Source organism: Streptomyces sp. NPDC087844 (assembly GCF_044742785.1).
Classification (GTDB): domain Bacteria; phylum Actinomycetota; class Actinomycetes; order Streptomycetales; family Streptomycetaceae; genus Streptomyces.
The window spans coordinates 14,402-28,308 of sequence record NZ_JBIUVD010000042.1 but is presented as its reverse complement, the minus strand read 5'-3'; the positions used below and the strand labels follow the sequence as shown (position 1 = coordinate 28,308).

The window sequence follows — 13,907 nt, the reverse complement described above, 5'->3', positions numbered from 1 at the left end:
GCTACCTCGCAGGCCTCCACCTCCGCGCCTCCATGATCTGGATCAACGACCTGCTGAAGGCAACTGACTGATCACGACATCACACAGGCCCTAGGTGTCAGGACGAGCCGGTCTCCACCCTCACACCCCACATCTCTCGTCGTCAAGATACTTCACATCAAGAGACTTCACATCGACACAACCACTACACTGATCGTCATGGAGGACGAGGTCGATCGGCTGGTCGCAGCATGGCGCCGGGAGCGCCCCGACCTCGACGTGGAACCACTCGAAGTGCTCAGCCGCGTGAGCAGGCTCGCGCGGCATCTGGACCGCGCCCGGCGGATCGCGTTCGCCGAGCACGCCCTGGAGCCCTGGGAGTTCGACGTGCTCACCTCGCTGAGGCGCGCGGGAGCCCCGTACCAGCTCTCTCCCGGCCAGCTGCTCACCCAGACTCTCGTCACCTCGGGCACGATGACGAACCGTATCGACCGGCTCGCGAAGAAGAGCCTGGTCGAGCGGCTCCCCGACCCCAGCGACCGCCGGGGCGTGCTCGTGCGCCTCACCGAGGAGGGCCGCGACCGCGCCGACCAGGCACTCGCCGGACTCCTCGAACAGGAGCGGGCGCTCCTCGCGGAGCTCAGCCGGGCCCAGCGCGGTGAACTGGCCGGGCTGCTACGCCAGTTGACCGCCCCGTTCGACAACATCCCCGGCTAGGTCGGCCGGACCGACCCCGGCCCGGCGGGCGAGCGCAACGGCCGCGAGGGTCGAGTGCACGCCCAGCTTCCCCAGCACGTTCTGCATATGCGTGCGGACCGTGTGCGGGGAGAGGAACAGCCGTTCGGCGACGGCCTTGCGCCCCAGCCCGGCCACCATGCAGCGCAGCACCTCGCGCTCGCGCGGAGTCAGCGACTCCACCAGCCGCTCGCTCTCGGTACGGTGCTTGCGCGCGGCGGTCAGCTCACGCAGTACACCCGTGAGCAGGGCCGGCGGCAGGTGCGTCTCGTCCCGCAACACCCCCCGGATGACGGTCAGCAGCCGGGACAGCGAGCAGTCCTTGGCCACCCAGCCCGAGGCGCCCGCCTGCAGCGCGAGAGCCGCACGGCGCGAGTCGTCCTTCTCGGCGAGCACGACGATACGGACCCCGGGCTGGCCCGAACGGACGCCGGCCACCAACGAGATGCCGTCGACCAGGCCTTCTTCGTTGTTGTCGTGCACGGGCACGGCCGGGCGGACGCCCGGCACGTTGCCGCCGAGGTCGGCGTCGACGAGCAGCACGTCGAACCTGCGGCCTTCCGCGACCGCCCGCTCCAGGCAACGCAGCGCGGCCGGGCCGCTGCCCGCCGCGGAGACGTCGACATCGGGCTCGGCGGCCAAGGCCGCGGCGAGCGACTCGGCGAAGATACGGTGGTCGTCGACGACCAGAACACGGATGCGAACCACAGAAACCCCCACTGGTCGGGGGACGGACCGGCGCAGGTACGGCGCCCGAGGTGTTCCCGAGCCTCCTGTCGACTCGGAAAACGGGGTGCCGCGGTCGCACGGCCGCCGCCGTGCTGAAACTGCTACCCCCACTTCGGGCGTCGTACCCGACTGTCTCGCCCCCTGATCGGCACCGGCCCCCACCGGTGCTGCTCATCAGAGTAAGGCCGTGCGGCAGGAGCGGAAGGTGATTTACAGAACTGATTGGCCGACGCGTTTATGGTGAGCCGTATGTTTCGTATTGAGACAGAAGTCGACAAAGAACGTAGCCAATTCCTGCGTTCTCGGTTGCGGGAGGCCAACACGGCCGGCTCTCCGGTGTTGCGTTCTCTGCGTGGAACCCCTGGTGAACGGGAAGTTCCGCTCCAGGTCTGGGCGTTGGAGCCGGGTGGCGAGGTCGCGGGGGGACTGGTCGGGCACACGTGGGCGACATGGCTGCATGTCGTCTACCTGTGGGTCGACGAACGCCATCGCGGGGCCGCGCTCGGCTCGCATCTCCTGGCCCGGGCGGAACATCTGGCCGCGTCGTCCCGCGGGTGCCGTGCCGCACGCCTGGAGACGTGGGACTTCCAGGCGCCGGACTTCTACCGCAAACAGGGCTACGAGGTGGTGTGCGTGATCCCCGACTACCCGCCGGGGATCACGGAGTACACGCTCACCAAGAGGCTGGACTGAGCGTGGCGTTCCACTACTGCCCGGCCTTCTACGGCTCCTGCCGCTCGGGGGACAGTCCCATGTCCTTCGCGCTGTAGCGGGGCAGGCCGGTGGTGTCGATCGTCCAGGTTCCGAGATCGGTGTCCAGGGTGACCGGCTTGCCGTACGGGAGGTGCAGCCGGTTCTCGTACCCGGCCCGTCCGTCCGTCCGTCCGATCTCCCACTGGTACGTCCAGGTGGCGTCACGCGGGTCGAGGATCAGGTAGTGGGGGATGCCCATGGCCGGGTAGTCGCGGGTCTTGTCCCGATAGTCGTTCTCCGGATTGGACGGCGAGACGATCCCGATGGCCAGAGTGATCTCACGCGGGTCGAGGGGGTCGTCGGTCTCCATGGCGTCGTACGGGCAGACGTGCAGGTCCGGGACGCGCAGCTTGCCGAGCCCCTCGTCGTCGGTATCGGTCGCCTCGAACACTCCGAGGTCGTCCGGGAGCTGCCGGCTGAGCCTGTCCCGTACGCGCGTCGCGGTCAGCTGGTGACGCGGACGCGGACTCATCATCATGACGATCTTCCCGTCGCTGATCTCGGGCCAGGCGAGGCCCGGCGGCGGGGTGAAGTGGTCACGCATGTCGCGCAGCCGCCGGTACAGGGTCTGCTGAGTCATGGGTCCTCCCGCCTCCAGTATGAAGGCGATGATCTGCCGGTGTGGACAGCGGCGCCGGTCCGCTGTCCACCCGCTCGGCCCGTGGGCCGAAGACCTTCGAGATCATTCGCAGACCGGCCCGACGGCGACCTCGGCCCAGACCGTCAGACCGTCGCCGCAGGGCCTGCTCCCCCAGCGGGTGGCCATCGCCTCGACGATGAGCAGCCCCCTCCCGCGCTCCCCTTCCTCCTCCGGCTCCTGTCCAACTGCTTCTGGCTGTTCCGTGCCGGACGTCCGCCCCTGCCCCTCGTCCGACACACTGACGACGACGCCCTCGGCCGTGCGGAGAACCGACACGGTGACCGTCCGGCTGTCACTGTGCTCCAGTGCGTTCGCCGCGAGTTCCCCGGTGATCGCTTCCAGGGTGTCCGCCTCGTCCGGGAGCAGTCCCCAGAGTTCCGCCGTGCTCCGGACATGCCGACGCGCGGCTCGGGCGGAGGAGAGATCCCCGCCCGGCAGCACGAGCAGACCCAGAGTCTGCTGGACGGCCCGGCGGCCGACCGCCACTTCGCGACTTCCGGCGATGAGCAGGGCGTCACTCAGCGCGGCCGTCAACGCGGACGCCAGCACGCCCAGTTCGCGTGAGGGGACGCCGGGGGTGTCCAGTACGTGCCGGGCACGGACGAGCAGCCTGTTCGCGAGTCCGAGCTGAACGCTCTCGGCGCGGCTCGTGTGGTCGGTATCCATCACGCCGCTTCCAGCCTGCCGTGGATGTACCGGGTGTCCAGGTCGACCCCGTAGGTGGCACACCAGAGCGCGTCACGGCGCAGCCGCTGGATCCGGGCCCTCTCCCCGCGCTCGTACGCGTCGACGTAAGGGCGGACCAGCGTGGTGGCCGCGCCGTCGATGGGCTCGTACCAGCGCCGGACCGACGCGGCGACCACCGGACGCGGCGGGCCGGATTGCGGCGATTCCGGGGCGGTGTACCGGGCCGAGTTTCTCGACACGGCAGCAGAACCCGATGCCGATGCCCGATGTCTGCCGCGGGGCGCGAAAAGGGCTCTGACCCGGTCGACGGTACGGATGTTCAACAGACGCATACAGTCAGTTCCGTTCCTGCGGGGTGGTACCGCGATCTCTGGTGGCAGCCGTCACGTCGATCTCGGCCCAGACGGCTCCGCCTTGTGCGGTCATGTCGTGGCCGTACCGGTCGGCGTCGGCGAGTGCCATGAGCAAGGCACGCCGACAGACATCGCCGAGTCGGACGGGGAGCGGGACCCTGACACGTATCCGGTCGGCGAACTCTTCGGTGTGCGCCTCGCGTTCCGTCAGTGCGGCGAGTTTGGCGGCCAGCGCGACTGCTCGTGACTTGGCAGAGCACACCTAAGAGACCTCCGTGACGGAATGAAAGCGGAGAGTAGTTCTACTTCAGTAGCTTTCACCTGATGCAGTAACTTGTCAATGTCTCTGTAATCGCTCACTGACTCACGGTCGCGAAACGGGAGGGCTCCCCATGCCGAGAGAGGCGCCGTACCTGAAGGTGGCTGACTCCCTGCGTGATCGGATCGTCGCCGGTGAGTGGGAGATCGGGGCCCGACTGCCCTCCCGGGCGCAGCTCGCCGCGGAGTACGGGGTCGGGCGCAACGTCACCCAGCGCGCGATGGACCGACTGATCGTCGAAGGGCTCCTCGAAGGGCGCGCGGGGTCAGGTACGTACGTTCGCAAACCCCGTGAGCGGATGAGGATGGTCCGCTCACGTCATCGGGAGCACCGGGACGGCTCGCCCTTCAGGGCTGACATGAGGGAGCACGGCAGAGCCGGAACCTGGGAAGCCCACACTCAGGCGCGGGTCGCGGCACCCGGGGCCATCGCGGAGCGGCTGGCGATCGAGCCCGGGGACCTCTGCGTGACAACGCGGTACGAGTTCCTGGCCGACGGACAACCGGTCCAGCTCTCCACGTCCTGGGAGCCCTTGGCCGTCACGGACGGAACTCCGGTCGTGCTGCCCGAGATGGGACCCCTCGCGGGGGCGGGCGTCGTGGAGCGCATGCGCTCCATCGGTGTGAAGGTCGAGACCGCGGTCGAGGTGCCGCAGCCGGCCCGCGCCACCCAGGCACAGGCCAACCTGCTCGGCGTCAACGTGGGCGACCTGCTGCTGAAGATCGAGCGCACCTACTACGACAGCGACGGCCGTCCCGTGGAGACGGCCGACATCGTCGTTCCCGACATGCGCTGGGAAGTGGCTTACGAGTTCGAGGTCGACCGCCCGTAGCGGTTCCGGTGACCGCGTGCACAGGGGTCACAGCGCCTCCACGGTCGCAGGGCCGGCCGGGTCACCGGGTCCCTCCCGACCGGCGGGGAGGGAGGACCCGGTTGAGCGAGCGAAGCGCGTCAGCGCACCCGTCGCGCGCCCTCCGACGGCACCGCCGGGAACACCCGCGGCGCCGTGTACCCGGCGGTCGCGAACGCCTCCTCCACCGCCTTCGTGACCGTGTCCGCGTCCGCCGTCTCGACCAGCACGACGGCCGAGCCGCCGAAACCGCCGCCCGTCATACGGGCCCCCAGCGCCCCGGCCTGGTTCGCCGTCGCGACGGCGAGGTCCAGCTCCGGGCAGGAGATGCGCAGATCGTCGCGGAGGGAGGTGTGGCCGGCCGTCAGGACGGGGCCGATCCCCCGGATGTCGCCCGCGTCGAGGAGCGCGATGACCTGCTCGACGCGGTGGTCGTCCGACACCACATGGCGCACGTACCGACGCACCCGCTCGTCCGAGAGACGGGCCAGCGCCGCGTCGAGGTCCTCGTACGCGAGGTCGCGCAGGAAGGGCACGCCCAACTGCCGCGCACCCTCCTCGCAGCCCTCCCGCCGCTCCGCGTACGCGCCGTCGCCCAGCGCGTGCTTGACGCGGCTGTCGACGACGAGGAGTTGCAGCCCCTGCGACGGCAGGTCGAAGGGGATCTGCCGGATCGACAGGTCGCGGCAGTCGAGGTGGAGAGCGTGGCCCTCCGTGCAGCAGGCGGACGCCGTCTGGTCCATGATCCCGCAGGGCACGCCCACGAAGTCGTTCTCGGCGCGCTGGGCGACACGGGCCAGCTCGGGCCCGGTGAGGCCGAGTTCGTACAGGTCGTTCAGGGCCAGCGCCGTCACCACCTCAAGCGCCGCCGAGGAGGACAGGCCGGCGCCCGTCGGGACCGTCGAGGCGAGGTGGATGTCCGCGCCGGTGACGGCGTGCCCGGCGGCGCGCAGGACCCAGACGACACCTGCGGGGTACGCCGCCCAGCTGGTGTTCGTCAGCGGGGCGAGGCCGTCGACGTGCAGTTCCACGACCGGGCCCTCGATGTCGGCCGAGTGCAGCCGCAGCACTCCGTCGTCGCGGCGCGAGACCGCGGCCACCGCGGTGTGCGGCAGCGCGAGCGGCATGACGAAGCCCTCGTTGAAGTCGGTGTACTCACCGATCAGGTTGACGCGCCCCGGCGCCGCCCAGATCCCCTCGGGAGGGGTCCCGTACAGCCTCTCGAAGCCGCCGCGGACCTGCTGAGCCGCCTGCCCCGCCGACGCTTCCCGCTGAGCCCCCACTAGTGCCCCTCCGCCTTCGCGACGTCCTGCTGCTCGATGTCCTGCTGCTCGATGTCCTGCTGTGCGATGTTCCGCGCGAACTCCCACGCGTCCGCGACGATGCCCGCGAGGTCCGCGCGGGACGGGTTCCAGCCGAGCCGTTCGCGGGCCGTGGCCGCCGAGGCGACGAGGACCGCCGGGTCGCCCGCCCTGCGCGGGGCCGCGACCTCGGGGATCGGGTGTCCGGTCACCTCGCGGACGGTCTCGATCACCTCGCGGACCGAGAAGCCGTTGCCGTTGCCGAGGTTGCAGATCAGGTGCTCGCCGGGCTGCGCGGCGGCCACCGCCAGCAGGTGCGCCTCCGCGAGGTCGGCCACGTGGATGTAGTCGCGGACGCAGGTGCCGTCCGGCGTCGGGTAGTCGTCGCCGTAGACGGAGATGGCGTCGCGGCGGCCCTGGGCTACCTGGAGGACCAGCGGGATCAGGTGCGACTCGGGGTCGTGCCGCTCACCGCAGCTGCCGTAAGCGCCCGCCACGTTGAAGTAGCGCAGCGAGACGGCGGCCAGCCCGTGCGCGGCCGCCTCACCCGTGATCATGTGGTCGACCGCCAGCTTCGAGGCGCCGTACGGGTTCGTCGGGGACGTCGGCGCGGACTCGGTGATCGGGGTGGTCTCCGGCTCGCCGTACGTCGCCGCCGTGGAGGAGAAGACCAGCTTGCGCACACCCGTCTCGCGCATCGCGGCCAGCAGGGCCATCGTGCCGCCGACATTGTTGTCCCAGTACTTCTCGGGCTTCACGACCGACTCGCCGACCTGCGAGAACGCGGCGAAGTGCAGCACCGCGTCGTACGAGGGGTCCAGCCACTTGGCGGCGTCGCGGATGTCGCCCTCGACGAAGGCCGCCCCGGCCGGGACGCCCGCGCGGAAGCCGGTGGAGAGGTTGTCGAGGACGGTCACCTCGTGGCCCGCCTCCAGCAGGTGCTGCGCGACCACGCTTCCCACATAGCCCGCACCGCCGGTGACCAGGTACTTCCCACTCATGAACTCGCTACCTCTCGCAGTCGCTGGGCCGCGGCCTCCGGCGGCACGTCGTTGATGAACACGTTCATGCCGGACTCGGAACCCGCGAGGAACTTCAGCTTGCCGGAAGTGCGGCGGATGGTGAAAAGCTCAAGGTGGAGCGCGAAGTCCGCACGCACCACGCCGTCGAACTCCTCCAGCGTGCCGAACGGCGCCTGGTGCCAGGCCGAGATGTACGGCGTCGGAGGCTCACCTTCGCCGAAGATCCGGTCGAAGCGCCTCAACAGTTCCAGATAGACCTTGGGGAACTCTGTGCGCGCGCCCTCGTCCAGGCCCAGCAGATCGGGCACGCGGCGGCGCGGATACAGGTGCACCTCGTACGGCCAGTGCGCCGAGAACGGCACGAAGGCCACCCAGTGCTCGGTGGCCAGGACGATCCGCTCGTCGGCGAGCTCCCGCTCCAGCACGGCGTCGAAGAGGTTCTCCCCGCCCGTCGCCTCCTTGTGCGCCGCCACCGAGCGGAGCATGAGGGCCGTTCGAGGCGTCGTGAAGGGGTACGCGTAGATCTGCCCGTGCGGATGTCCGAGCGTCACACCGATCTCGGCGCCGCGGTTCTCGAAACAGAACACCTGCTCCACGGAGGGGAGATGGGACAGCTCCGCCGTGCGGTCGGTCCAGGCCTCCAGGACCAGACCCGCCTGCTCCTCGGTCAGATCGGCGAAGGACGCGTCGTGGTTCGAGGTGAAGCAGACGACCTCGCACCGCCCGGAGTCCCCGGCCAGCGACGGGAAGCGGTTCTCGAACACCGCGACGTCGTACGCCGAGTCCGGGATCTCGCTCAGCCGGTCGCCCTCGGACGGGCACAGCGGACATTCGTCGGCCGGCGGGTGGTAGATGCGGCCCTGGCGGTGCGAGGCGATCGCCACCGCGTCACCGAGCAGCGGGTCGCGCCGTACCTCCGAAGTGGTGACCGTCCGGTCGAGCGGGCGCCGGTCCACCGCGTCGCGCACCGTGTCGTCGCGCGAGTCGTAGTAGATGAGCTCACGACCGTCGGCCAGCCGGGTCGAGGTCTTCTTCACGCCGGACTCCCCATCCCTAACCCGATCAAACCAATAAACAGAATCAAACACATCAAACCACAAACCCCCACGTACGTCAGCACCACAACCGAACAAAGAACACCAAGGTGAAGTGAGAGCAGTATGCAGACCCCCACATACCCGGCCACAGACCCGGCCACATCCCTGGCCACAGAACTGGCAACACCCCTGGCCGCCGAGCTGCGGCTCCCCACCAACTGGCTCGACTACACGATCCTGGCGATCTACTTCGTCGTCGTGCTCGGCATCGGCTTCGCCGCCCGCCGCTCGGTGAGGACCAGCCTCGACTTCTTCCTCTCCGGGCGTTCACTGCCCGCCTGGGTGACCGGACTGGCCTTCGTCGCCGCCAACCTCGGCGCGACCGAGATCCTGGGCATGGCCGCCAACAGCGCCCAGTACGGCGTCTACACCGTGCACTGGTACTGGATCGGCGCCATCCCCGCCATGGTCTTCCTGGGCCTGGTGATGATGCCCTTCTACTACGGCTCGAAGGTCAGATCCGTCCCCGAGTTCCTGCTGCTGCGCTTCGACCGGGGCGCGCATCTGCTCAGCTCCGTGCTGTTCGCCTTCGCCGCGGTCCTCATCGCGGGCGTGAACCTGTACGCCCTCGCCATCGTCGTCGAGGCGCTGCTCGGCTGGCCGGAGTGGGTGTCGATCGTCGTCGCGGGCGCCTTCGTGCTCGCGTACATCACCCTCGGCGGGCTGTCGTCCGCGATCTACAACGAGGTGCTGCAGTTCTTCGTCATCCTCGCCGCGCTCATCCCGCTGACGGTGCTCGGCCTGAAGAAGGTCGGCGGCTGGGACGGCCTGACCGACTCCCTGACGGCGAGCCACGGCAGCGACTTCACCACCGCGTGGGGCGGCACCGGCATCGGCAGCGACAACCCGCTCGGCGCCAACTGGCTGACCATCGTGCTCGGCCTCGGCTTCGTGCTCTCCTTCGGCTACTGGACGACCAACTTCGCCGAGGTGCAGCGCGCCCTGTCCGCGAAGAACCTGTCCGCGGCGCAGCGCACCCCGCTCATCGCCGCGTTCCCGAAGATCTTCATCGTCTTCCTGGTGATGATCCCGGGTCTGGTCGCGGCCGTGCTCGTACCGAAGATCGGCACCTCCGGCTCGGACCTCCAGTACAACGACGCGATCCCGTACCTGATGGAGGACCTGCTCCCCAACGGTGTCCTGGGCATCGCGGTGACAGGCCTGCTGGCGGCCTTCATGGCAGGAATGGCGGCCAACATCTCCTCGTTCAACACCGTCTTCACGAACGACATCTGGGGCAAGTACGTGAAGCGGGACGAGGAGGACGCGTACTACGTGCGCTTCGGCCGTCTCATCACGGTGGTCGGTGTGCTGGCGTCGATCGGCACGGCGTTCCTCGCCTCGTCCTTCTCGAACATCATGAGCTACCTCCAGACGCTGTTCTCCTTCTTCAACGTGCCGATGTTCGTCGTCTTCATCGTCGGCATGTTCTGGCCGCGCGCGTCCATGAAGTCCGGGTTCTGGGGGCTGCTGGCCGGCACGACGGCCGCGATGGTCAACTACTTCGTCCTCTACAAGCAGGACATCATCGACATCCCCTCCGACCAGGGCGCCAACTTCGTCTCCGCGATCGCCGGGTTCGTGGCCGGCGCGGTCGTGATGTTCGCCGTCTCCCTCTTCACCGCCCCGAAGCCGGAGGCGGAGCTGCGGGGACTGGTGTACGGGACGAGCTCGCCCGGTATGGAGGAGCCGGCCGGAGCGGGCGACGACGCCTGGTACCGCAGGCCCGCCCTGCTCGGCTGGGGCGCCGTCATCCTCGCCGCCGCCTGCTACATCCCGTTCTCGTTCTGACGACTGCCGCCGACTTCCGCCGAATCCCGACGACCGGAGGGCTGATCACCCCATGTCCACCACCCCCGACCACCCCGACCGCCCCGGGAACTCCGGGCGCACCGAGCATGACGTCCAGCGCGAGGTCACCGAACTGCAGGGCGAGTCGGCCACCGCGGCCCGGCTCTTCGACATCCGCCGCATCATCGGCGGCCTCTTCGTGGTCTACGGGATCATCGTGACGATCGCCGGGATCGCCGCGTCCGACGCCGACATCGACAAGGCGGAGGGCGTCAACATCAACCTCTGGACGGGCCTGGGCATGCTGGCCCTCGGCCTGTTCTTCCTGGCCTGGCTGTGGCTGCGCCCCGTGGCACCACCGACCCCGGCCGACGACACGACCGAGTAGCAGTCGGCCGGGGAGCGGGCAGCCGCGGGCTCCAGGCCCTGTCGTCGAATTCCCGTCTGCCGGGCGGCCCTACGGGCGGACGACGGGAATCTGACGACAGGACCTAGGCCTCCTGCCCCGCTCCCGGTGCCGAGTGCTGCGACAACGGCCCCGCACGGTCCAGCAGGCCCGTGCGGGCCGCCAGTGCGGCCGCCTCAAGCCGGGAGCCCACGCCCAGCTTCATCAGTACCCGCTGTACGTGCGTGCGGGCGGTGCTGGGCGCTATGCCCATACCGGCCGCGATGAGCCGCGTGTCCTCGCCGTCGGCCACCCGCACCAGCACCTCCACCTCGCGGGGCGTCAGCATCTGGAGCAGCCGCTGCCCCTCGTCGTCGGGCTGCGCGGCCGGGTTGAGGAGCTCGCTGAAGGCGGCCTGGAGGAGCTGCGGCGCCACCGCGGCCTCCCCCGCTCGTGCCTTCATGATGGCGCGCTCGACACCCTCTATGCGCTCGTCGTGCCGTACGTAACCGGAGGCGCCGGCGGCGAACGCGGCGGCGATGCCTCGCGGGTTGGGCACCGGCCCAAGAACCAGCACCGCGACCTGCGGCCGCTCCCGTTTGATCTTCACCACCGGGTCGAAGATGCCCGGTTCGGCAGGCGTGGCCGTGCCGATCAGGCACACCTCCGGCGCCCTGGTGATCACCAGCTCCGCCGCTCCCGCGGCGGGCGCGGCCGCGGCCAGCACACGGTGCCCGCGCAGTTTCAAGGCCGAGGCGAGCGCCTCGGCGAGCAGTCGGTGGTCGTCGACCACCATGAGCCGCACTCCCATCGAGCCCAACCCCCCAGTCCCCCCAGGATCCCTACTGGTACCCCACGGATAGGAGCCCCCCGGCTCTCCATCCCCCGGAAGCTACACGCTTGTTCGACGTTGCGCTCCCCCCAGTGGAGAGAAGTGCCCCGTAATGTCAAGATTCATCTCATTCGCGGAACGGCTCGCGGAAGACAACCTCCCTGCATCCACACAACACCAACATCAACACCAACACACCGGTATACACCCGGAAGTTTCCATTGATCATGGGTCTCCGTCGAGCGCAGCGGGGCAACTTGCCACACTCCGCAGCGAACAAGCCTGACCCGGATCACTGTTTGACCACCCCGTATCGCCCTTGGACCATTTCCCGCCCGTCCCGCTGCCCTTCTGTCGCGCTGCCCTTTCGACAGCACAGCGGAACGCCCCTGCCACCCGGGAAACGGGCGACAGGGGCGTTCAGCGGACCGCGTGGGTGCCGCGTGGGTGCCGCGTGGGCTACTCGGCGCCGAACCCGATCGCCACGTAGTCCTTCTCGTCCTTGGAGTACGGCGCGCTGACCAGGTCCTCGGCCATGAAGAGCCGACCTCCCGTGTAGAGCATCTCCGACGACTTGGGCACCATCCCGCTGATCGCGCTGCGGACCTGGTCGGTGGCCGGGGTCTCCAGGAGCTTGGTCTCCTTGAAGGACTTGCCGTCGATGGAGACGACCTGGGAACCCTTGTCGTACGGGCCGCTCTTGTACGCGATGATGTCGGTGCCGTCCATCCGGACCGGCCAGATCTCGTAGCCGTCGCCGGCGTCGGCCCGGTCGCTCGTGGACTTGCCCGTGGCCAGCGAGAAGGACACGATCTCGTTGACCCGGCTGTACTTCTCGGTGCCCTCGTGCTGCTTGGTCGGCACGTACAGCTTGTCGTTGCCGACCGCGATCGACTTGCAGTTGTGGACCTTGTTCACACCGCAGTCGTGCTCGTACTTGCCGTCCTCCAGCGTGATCTTCGCACGCAGCTTGCCGCTGTCGTCCAGCGAGAAGATGTCCGTGGCGCCGGACGCGGTGATGGAGTCGGGTCCGTCACCGGAGTCCACGCCGAAGACGACCGGCTTGGTGGAGATGACCTTGGCGTTGTCGATGCCCGTGGGGAGCTTGAAGCTCCACTTGACGGTGCCCGTCTTCGGGTCGAGCCGCTGGACCTCGTACTTCTCGTTGCCGTAGTCACCGCACTTGCGGACCGCGACCAGCTGCTCGCCGCCCGCGTAGCCGACGTCCTCGCACGTGCCGACCTTCGGCTGCCACAGAACCTTGCCGTCGGCGATGTCGAAGGCGGCGCCGCCGTCGAGGCCGGAGCCCACCGCGACCGTGGTGCCGCTGATGCTGGCCTCCTTGAACGCGGCCTTCTCACCGCCGCCCGGAGCCACCGACTTCGTCCAGAGCGCCTTGCCGGTGTTCACGTCGAAGGCCGTGACCTCGGTGCACGACGGGTACGGGTCGGCCTTGCTGCGCGGGGCGCCCTCCGCCACCACCACGGCGACACCGTCCTTGGTGACCTCGGGCGAACCGGCGCAGGTCAGGCCCGTCAACGGCAGGGACCAGGTCTCCTCGCCGGTGTCCGGGTCGTGGCCGACGACCTTGCGCACGCCCGCCTTGGCGTACACCTTGTCCGTCAGCCAGGAACCCTCCACGCTCCAGACGTCCTTCTTGGGGACCTCGGGCGCGGGCAGCTGGAAGAGGACCTTCGCACTCGTGCTGGACGGCACCTTCTCCGAGCCGCCGCCGCCGCCACCGCCCGTGCCGTCGCCGCCGCTGTCGCCGTCGCCGTCCTTGCCGCCGTCGGTGCCGCCGGAGCCCGCGGAGGTGTCCTTGTCGTCCTTGCCGGACGAGCTCGCGTACCAGACACCGCCGCCGACGATCAGCGCGATCGCCACCACGGCCGAGACGATGATCGCCGCCTGGGCGTTGAACTTCTTCCCGCTCTGCGGGGCCTGCGGCTGCATCGGCATGGTGCTGGGCATGGTGCCGGGCTGCGGATAGCCGTACTGGGGCTGCTGCCCCGGGTAGCCGTAACCCTGCGGCGGCTGCTGGCCCGGGTAGCCGTAGCCGGGCACGGTCGGCGGCTGCGGGGGCCCCTGCGGGTAGCCGTACGGCTGCCGCGGCGGGCCCTGCGGTGCGGAGGGCGGGCCGGCCGGGGGAGGCGTCTGGGGCGGCGTCTGAGGCGGGGGCGCCTGCGGGTAGCCGTAACCCGGCTGCTGTGGCGGCTGCTGCGGCGGTCCGGCGGGCGGCGTGGGTGGACCGAACCCGCCCGGGGGCGGGTCCTGCGGGGCGCCGAAACCGCCTCCCTGGGGCGGCTGGTTCGGCGGCGGGGGCGGCGGCTGGCTCATGGCGTGAGTACCTCGGATGCGAAGGGGACGGAAGGGACGCGGAAGACGCTGAAGACGGGCGTGGGGCGGACGCGCACGCGGCGGGCGCGAAGGGCGG

General features: G+C 69.6%; 15 protein-coding genes. 5 read left to right on the top strand and 10 right to left on the bottom strand.

Annotation, left to right across the window (positions count from 1 at the left end; genetic code table 11):
- Window positions 1-198: 198 nt before the first annotated feature.
- Window positions 199-696 (top strand): MarR family winged helix-turn-helix transcriptional regulator, encoded by a 498-nt coding sequence (locus ACIOKD_RS41150; protein WP_402093569.1) that lies wholly within the window; start codon window positions 199-201, stop codon window positions 694-696.
- On the opposite strand, the gene ACIOKD_RS41145 is transcribed toward ACIOKD_RS41150, so the two are convergent.
- A complete protein-coding gene (locus ACIOKD_RS41145; protein WP_398286328.1) occupies window positions 655-1,422 on the bottom strand; it encodes a LuxR C-terminal-related transcriptional regulator in 768 nt (255 codons plus the stop codon). The two genes, ACIOKD_RS41150 and ACIOKD_RS41145, sit on opposite strands and share 42 nt — an antisense overlap.
- Window positions 1,423-1,680: 258 nt before the next feature.
- On the opposite strand from ACIOKD_RS41145, the gene ACIOKD_RS41140 reads away from it, so the two are divergent.
- Window positions 1,681-2,136, top strand: a complete 456-nt coding sequence (locus tag ACIOKD_RS41140) for a GNAT family N-acetyltransferase (RefSeq protein WP_402093572.1) — start codon at window positions 1,681-1,683, stop codon at window positions 2,134-2,136.
- Between the two features lie 28 nt (window positions 2,137-2,164).
- Here the strand turns inward: ACIOKD_RS41140 and ACIOKD_RS41135 are convergent, their stop codons facing one another.
- From ACIOKD_RS41135 to ACIOKD_RS41120, 4 genes are all read right to left on the bottom strand, one after another.
- Complete coding sequence (locus ACIOKD_RS41135; protein ID WP_402093568.1) at window positions 2,165-2,776, bottom strand: Uma2 family endonuclease; 612 nt, start codon at window positions 2,774-2,776, stop codon at window positions 2,165-2,167.
- A 102-nt stretch (window positions 2,777-2,878) separates the two neighbouring features.
- Window positions 2,879-3,502: an ATP-binding protein gene (locus tag ACIOKD_RS41130; protein ID WP_402093567.1), complete on the bottom strand. Its 624-nt coding sequence runs from the start codon at window positions 3,500-3,502 to the stop codon at window positions 2,879-2,881.
- Window positions 3,502-3,762: a hypothetical protein gene (locus tag ACIOKD_RS41125; protein ID WP_402093566.1), complete on the bottom strand. Its 261-nt coding sequence runs from the start codon at window positions 3,760-3,762 to the stop codon at window positions 3,502-3,504. The genes ACIOKD_RS41130 and ACIOKD_RS41125 overlap by 1 nt, the downstream gene beginning before the upstream one ends.
- Before the next feature lie 97 nt (window positions 3,763-3,859).
- Entirely contained in the window at window positions 3,860-4,138 is a 279-nt protein-coding gene (locus ACIOKD_RS41120; protein WP_402093565.1) for a hypothetical protein, read from the bottom strand.
- A 130-nt stretch (window positions 4,139-4,268) separates the two neighbouring features.
- On the opposite strand from ACIOKD_RS41120, the gene ACIOKD_RS41115 reads away from it, so the two are divergent.
- A complete protein-coding gene (locus ACIOKD_RS41115) occupies window positions 4,269-5,027 on the top strand; it encodes a GntR family transcriptional regulator (RefSeq protein WP_402093564.1) in 759 nt (252 codons plus the stop codon).
- 119 nt (window positions 5,028-5,146) lie between these two features.
- Here ACIOKD_RS41115 and galK read toward each other — a convergent pair whose 3' ends face one another.
- The 3 genes from galK to galT are packed head-to-tail and all read right to left on the bottom strand — an operon-like array spanning window position 5,147 to window position 8,405.
- A complete protein-coding gene (gene galK, locus ACIOKD_RS41110; protein ID WP_402093563.1) occupies window positions 5,147-6,328 on the bottom strand; it encodes a galactokinase in 1,182 nt (393 codons plus the stop codon).
- A complete protein-coding gene (gene galE / locus ACIOKD_RS41105; protein ID WP_402093562.1) occupies window positions 6,328-7,347 on the bottom strand; it encodes a UDP-glucose 4-epimerase GalE in 1,020 nt (339 codons plus the stop codon). Before galE ends, galK begins: the two co-directional genes overlap by 1 nt.
- Window positions 7,344-8,405 (bottom strand): galactose-1-phosphate uridylyltransferase, encoded by a 1,062-nt coding sequence (gene galT, locus ACIOKD_RS41100; RefSeq protein ID WP_402093560.1) that lies wholly within the window; start codon window positions 8,403-8,405, stop codon window positions 7,344-7,346. The genes galE and galT overlap by 4 nt, the downstream gene beginning before the upstream one ends.
- A 123-nt stretch (window positions 8,406-8,528) precedes the next feature.
- Here galT and ACIOKD_RS41095 point away from each other — a divergent pair, with 123 nt between their 5' ends.
- Window positions 8,529-10,256 carry a sodium:solute symporter family protein gene (locus tag ACIOKD_RS41095; RefSeq protein WP_402093559.1) on the top strand — a complete coding sequence of 576 codons (1,728 nt, stop codon included), beginning with the start codon at window positions 8,529-8,531 and terminating at the stop codon, window positions 10,254-10,256.
- Between the two features lie 52 nt (window positions 10,257-10,308).
- Complete coding sequence (locus tag ACIOKD_RS41090) at window positions 10,309-10,644, top strand: hypothetical protein (protein ID WP_402093557.1); 336 nt, start codon at window positions 10,309-10,311, stop codon at window positions 10,642-10,644.
- A gap of 103 nt (window positions 10,645-10,747) precedes the next feature.
- On the opposite strand, the gene ACIOKD_RS41085 is transcribed toward ACIOKD_RS41090, so the two are convergent.
- Together ACIOKD_RS41085 and ACIOKD_RS41080 are read right to left on the bottom strand one after the other, a co-directional pair.
- Window positions 10,748-11,452, bottom strand: a complete 705-nt coding sequence (locus tag ACIOKD_RS41085) for a LuxR C-terminal-related transcriptional regulator (protein WP_402093556.1) — start codon at window positions 11,450-11,452, stop codon at window positions 10,748-10,750.
- Window positions 11,453-11,932: 480 nt separating this feature from the next.
- Window positions 11,933-13,810: a PQQ-binding-like beta-propeller repeat protein gene (locus tag ACIOKD_RS41080; RefSeq protein ID WP_402093555.1), complete on the bottom strand. Its 1,878-nt coding sequence runs from the start codon at window positions 13,808-13,810 to the stop codon at window positions 11,933-11,935.
- Between the last annotated feature and the right edge of the window lie 97 nt (window positions 13,811-13,907).

What these genes read in the sequence shown, in the direction of transcription:
- ACIOKD_RS41080 (WP_402093555.1), bottom strand. Translation starts at nt 13,810, where the DNA reads ATGAGCCAGCCGCCGCCCCCGCCGCCGAACCAGCCGCCCCAGGGAGGC.
- ACIOKD_RS41150 (WP_402093569.1), top strand. Translation starts at nt 199, where the DNA reads ATGGAGGACGAGGTCGATCGGCTGGTCGCAGCATGGCGCCGGGAGCGC.
- ACIOKD_RS41140 (WP_402093572.1), top strand. Translation starts at nt 1,681, where the DNA reads ATGGTGAGCCGTATGTTTCGTATTGAGACAGAAGTCGACAAAGAACGT.
- ACIOKD_RS41130 (WP_402093567.1), bottom strand. Translation starts at nt 3,502, where the DNA reads ATGGATACCGACCACACGAGCCGCGCCGAGAGCGTTCAGCTCGGACTC.
- ACIOKD_RS41090 (WP_402093557.1), top strand. Translation starts at nt 10,309, where the DNA reads ATGTCCACCACCCCCGACCACCCCGACCGCCCCGGGAACTCCGGGCGC.
- ACIOKD_RS41095 (WP_402093559.1), top strand. Translation starts at nt 8,529, where the DNA reads ATGCAGACCCCCACATACCCGGCCACAGACCCGGCCACATCCCTGGCC.
- ACIOKD_RS41135 (WP_402093568.1), bottom strand. Translation starts at nt 2,776, where the DNA reads ATGACTCAGCAGACCCTGTACCGGCGGCTGCGCGACATGCGTGACCAC.
- ACIOKD_RS41115 (WP_402093564.1), top strand. Translation starts at nt 4,269, where the DNA reads ATGCCGAGAGAGGCGCCGTACCTGAAGGTGGCTGACTCCCTGCGTGAT.
- galE (WP_402093562.1), bottom strand. Translation starts at nt 7,347, where the DNA reads ATGAGTGGGAAGTACCTGGTCACCGGCGGTGCGGGCTATGTGGGAAGC.
- ACIOKD_RS41085 (WP_402093556.1), bottom strand. Translation starts at nt 11,452, where the DNA reads ATGGGAGTGCGGCTCATGGTGGTCGACGACCACCGACTGCTCGCCGAG.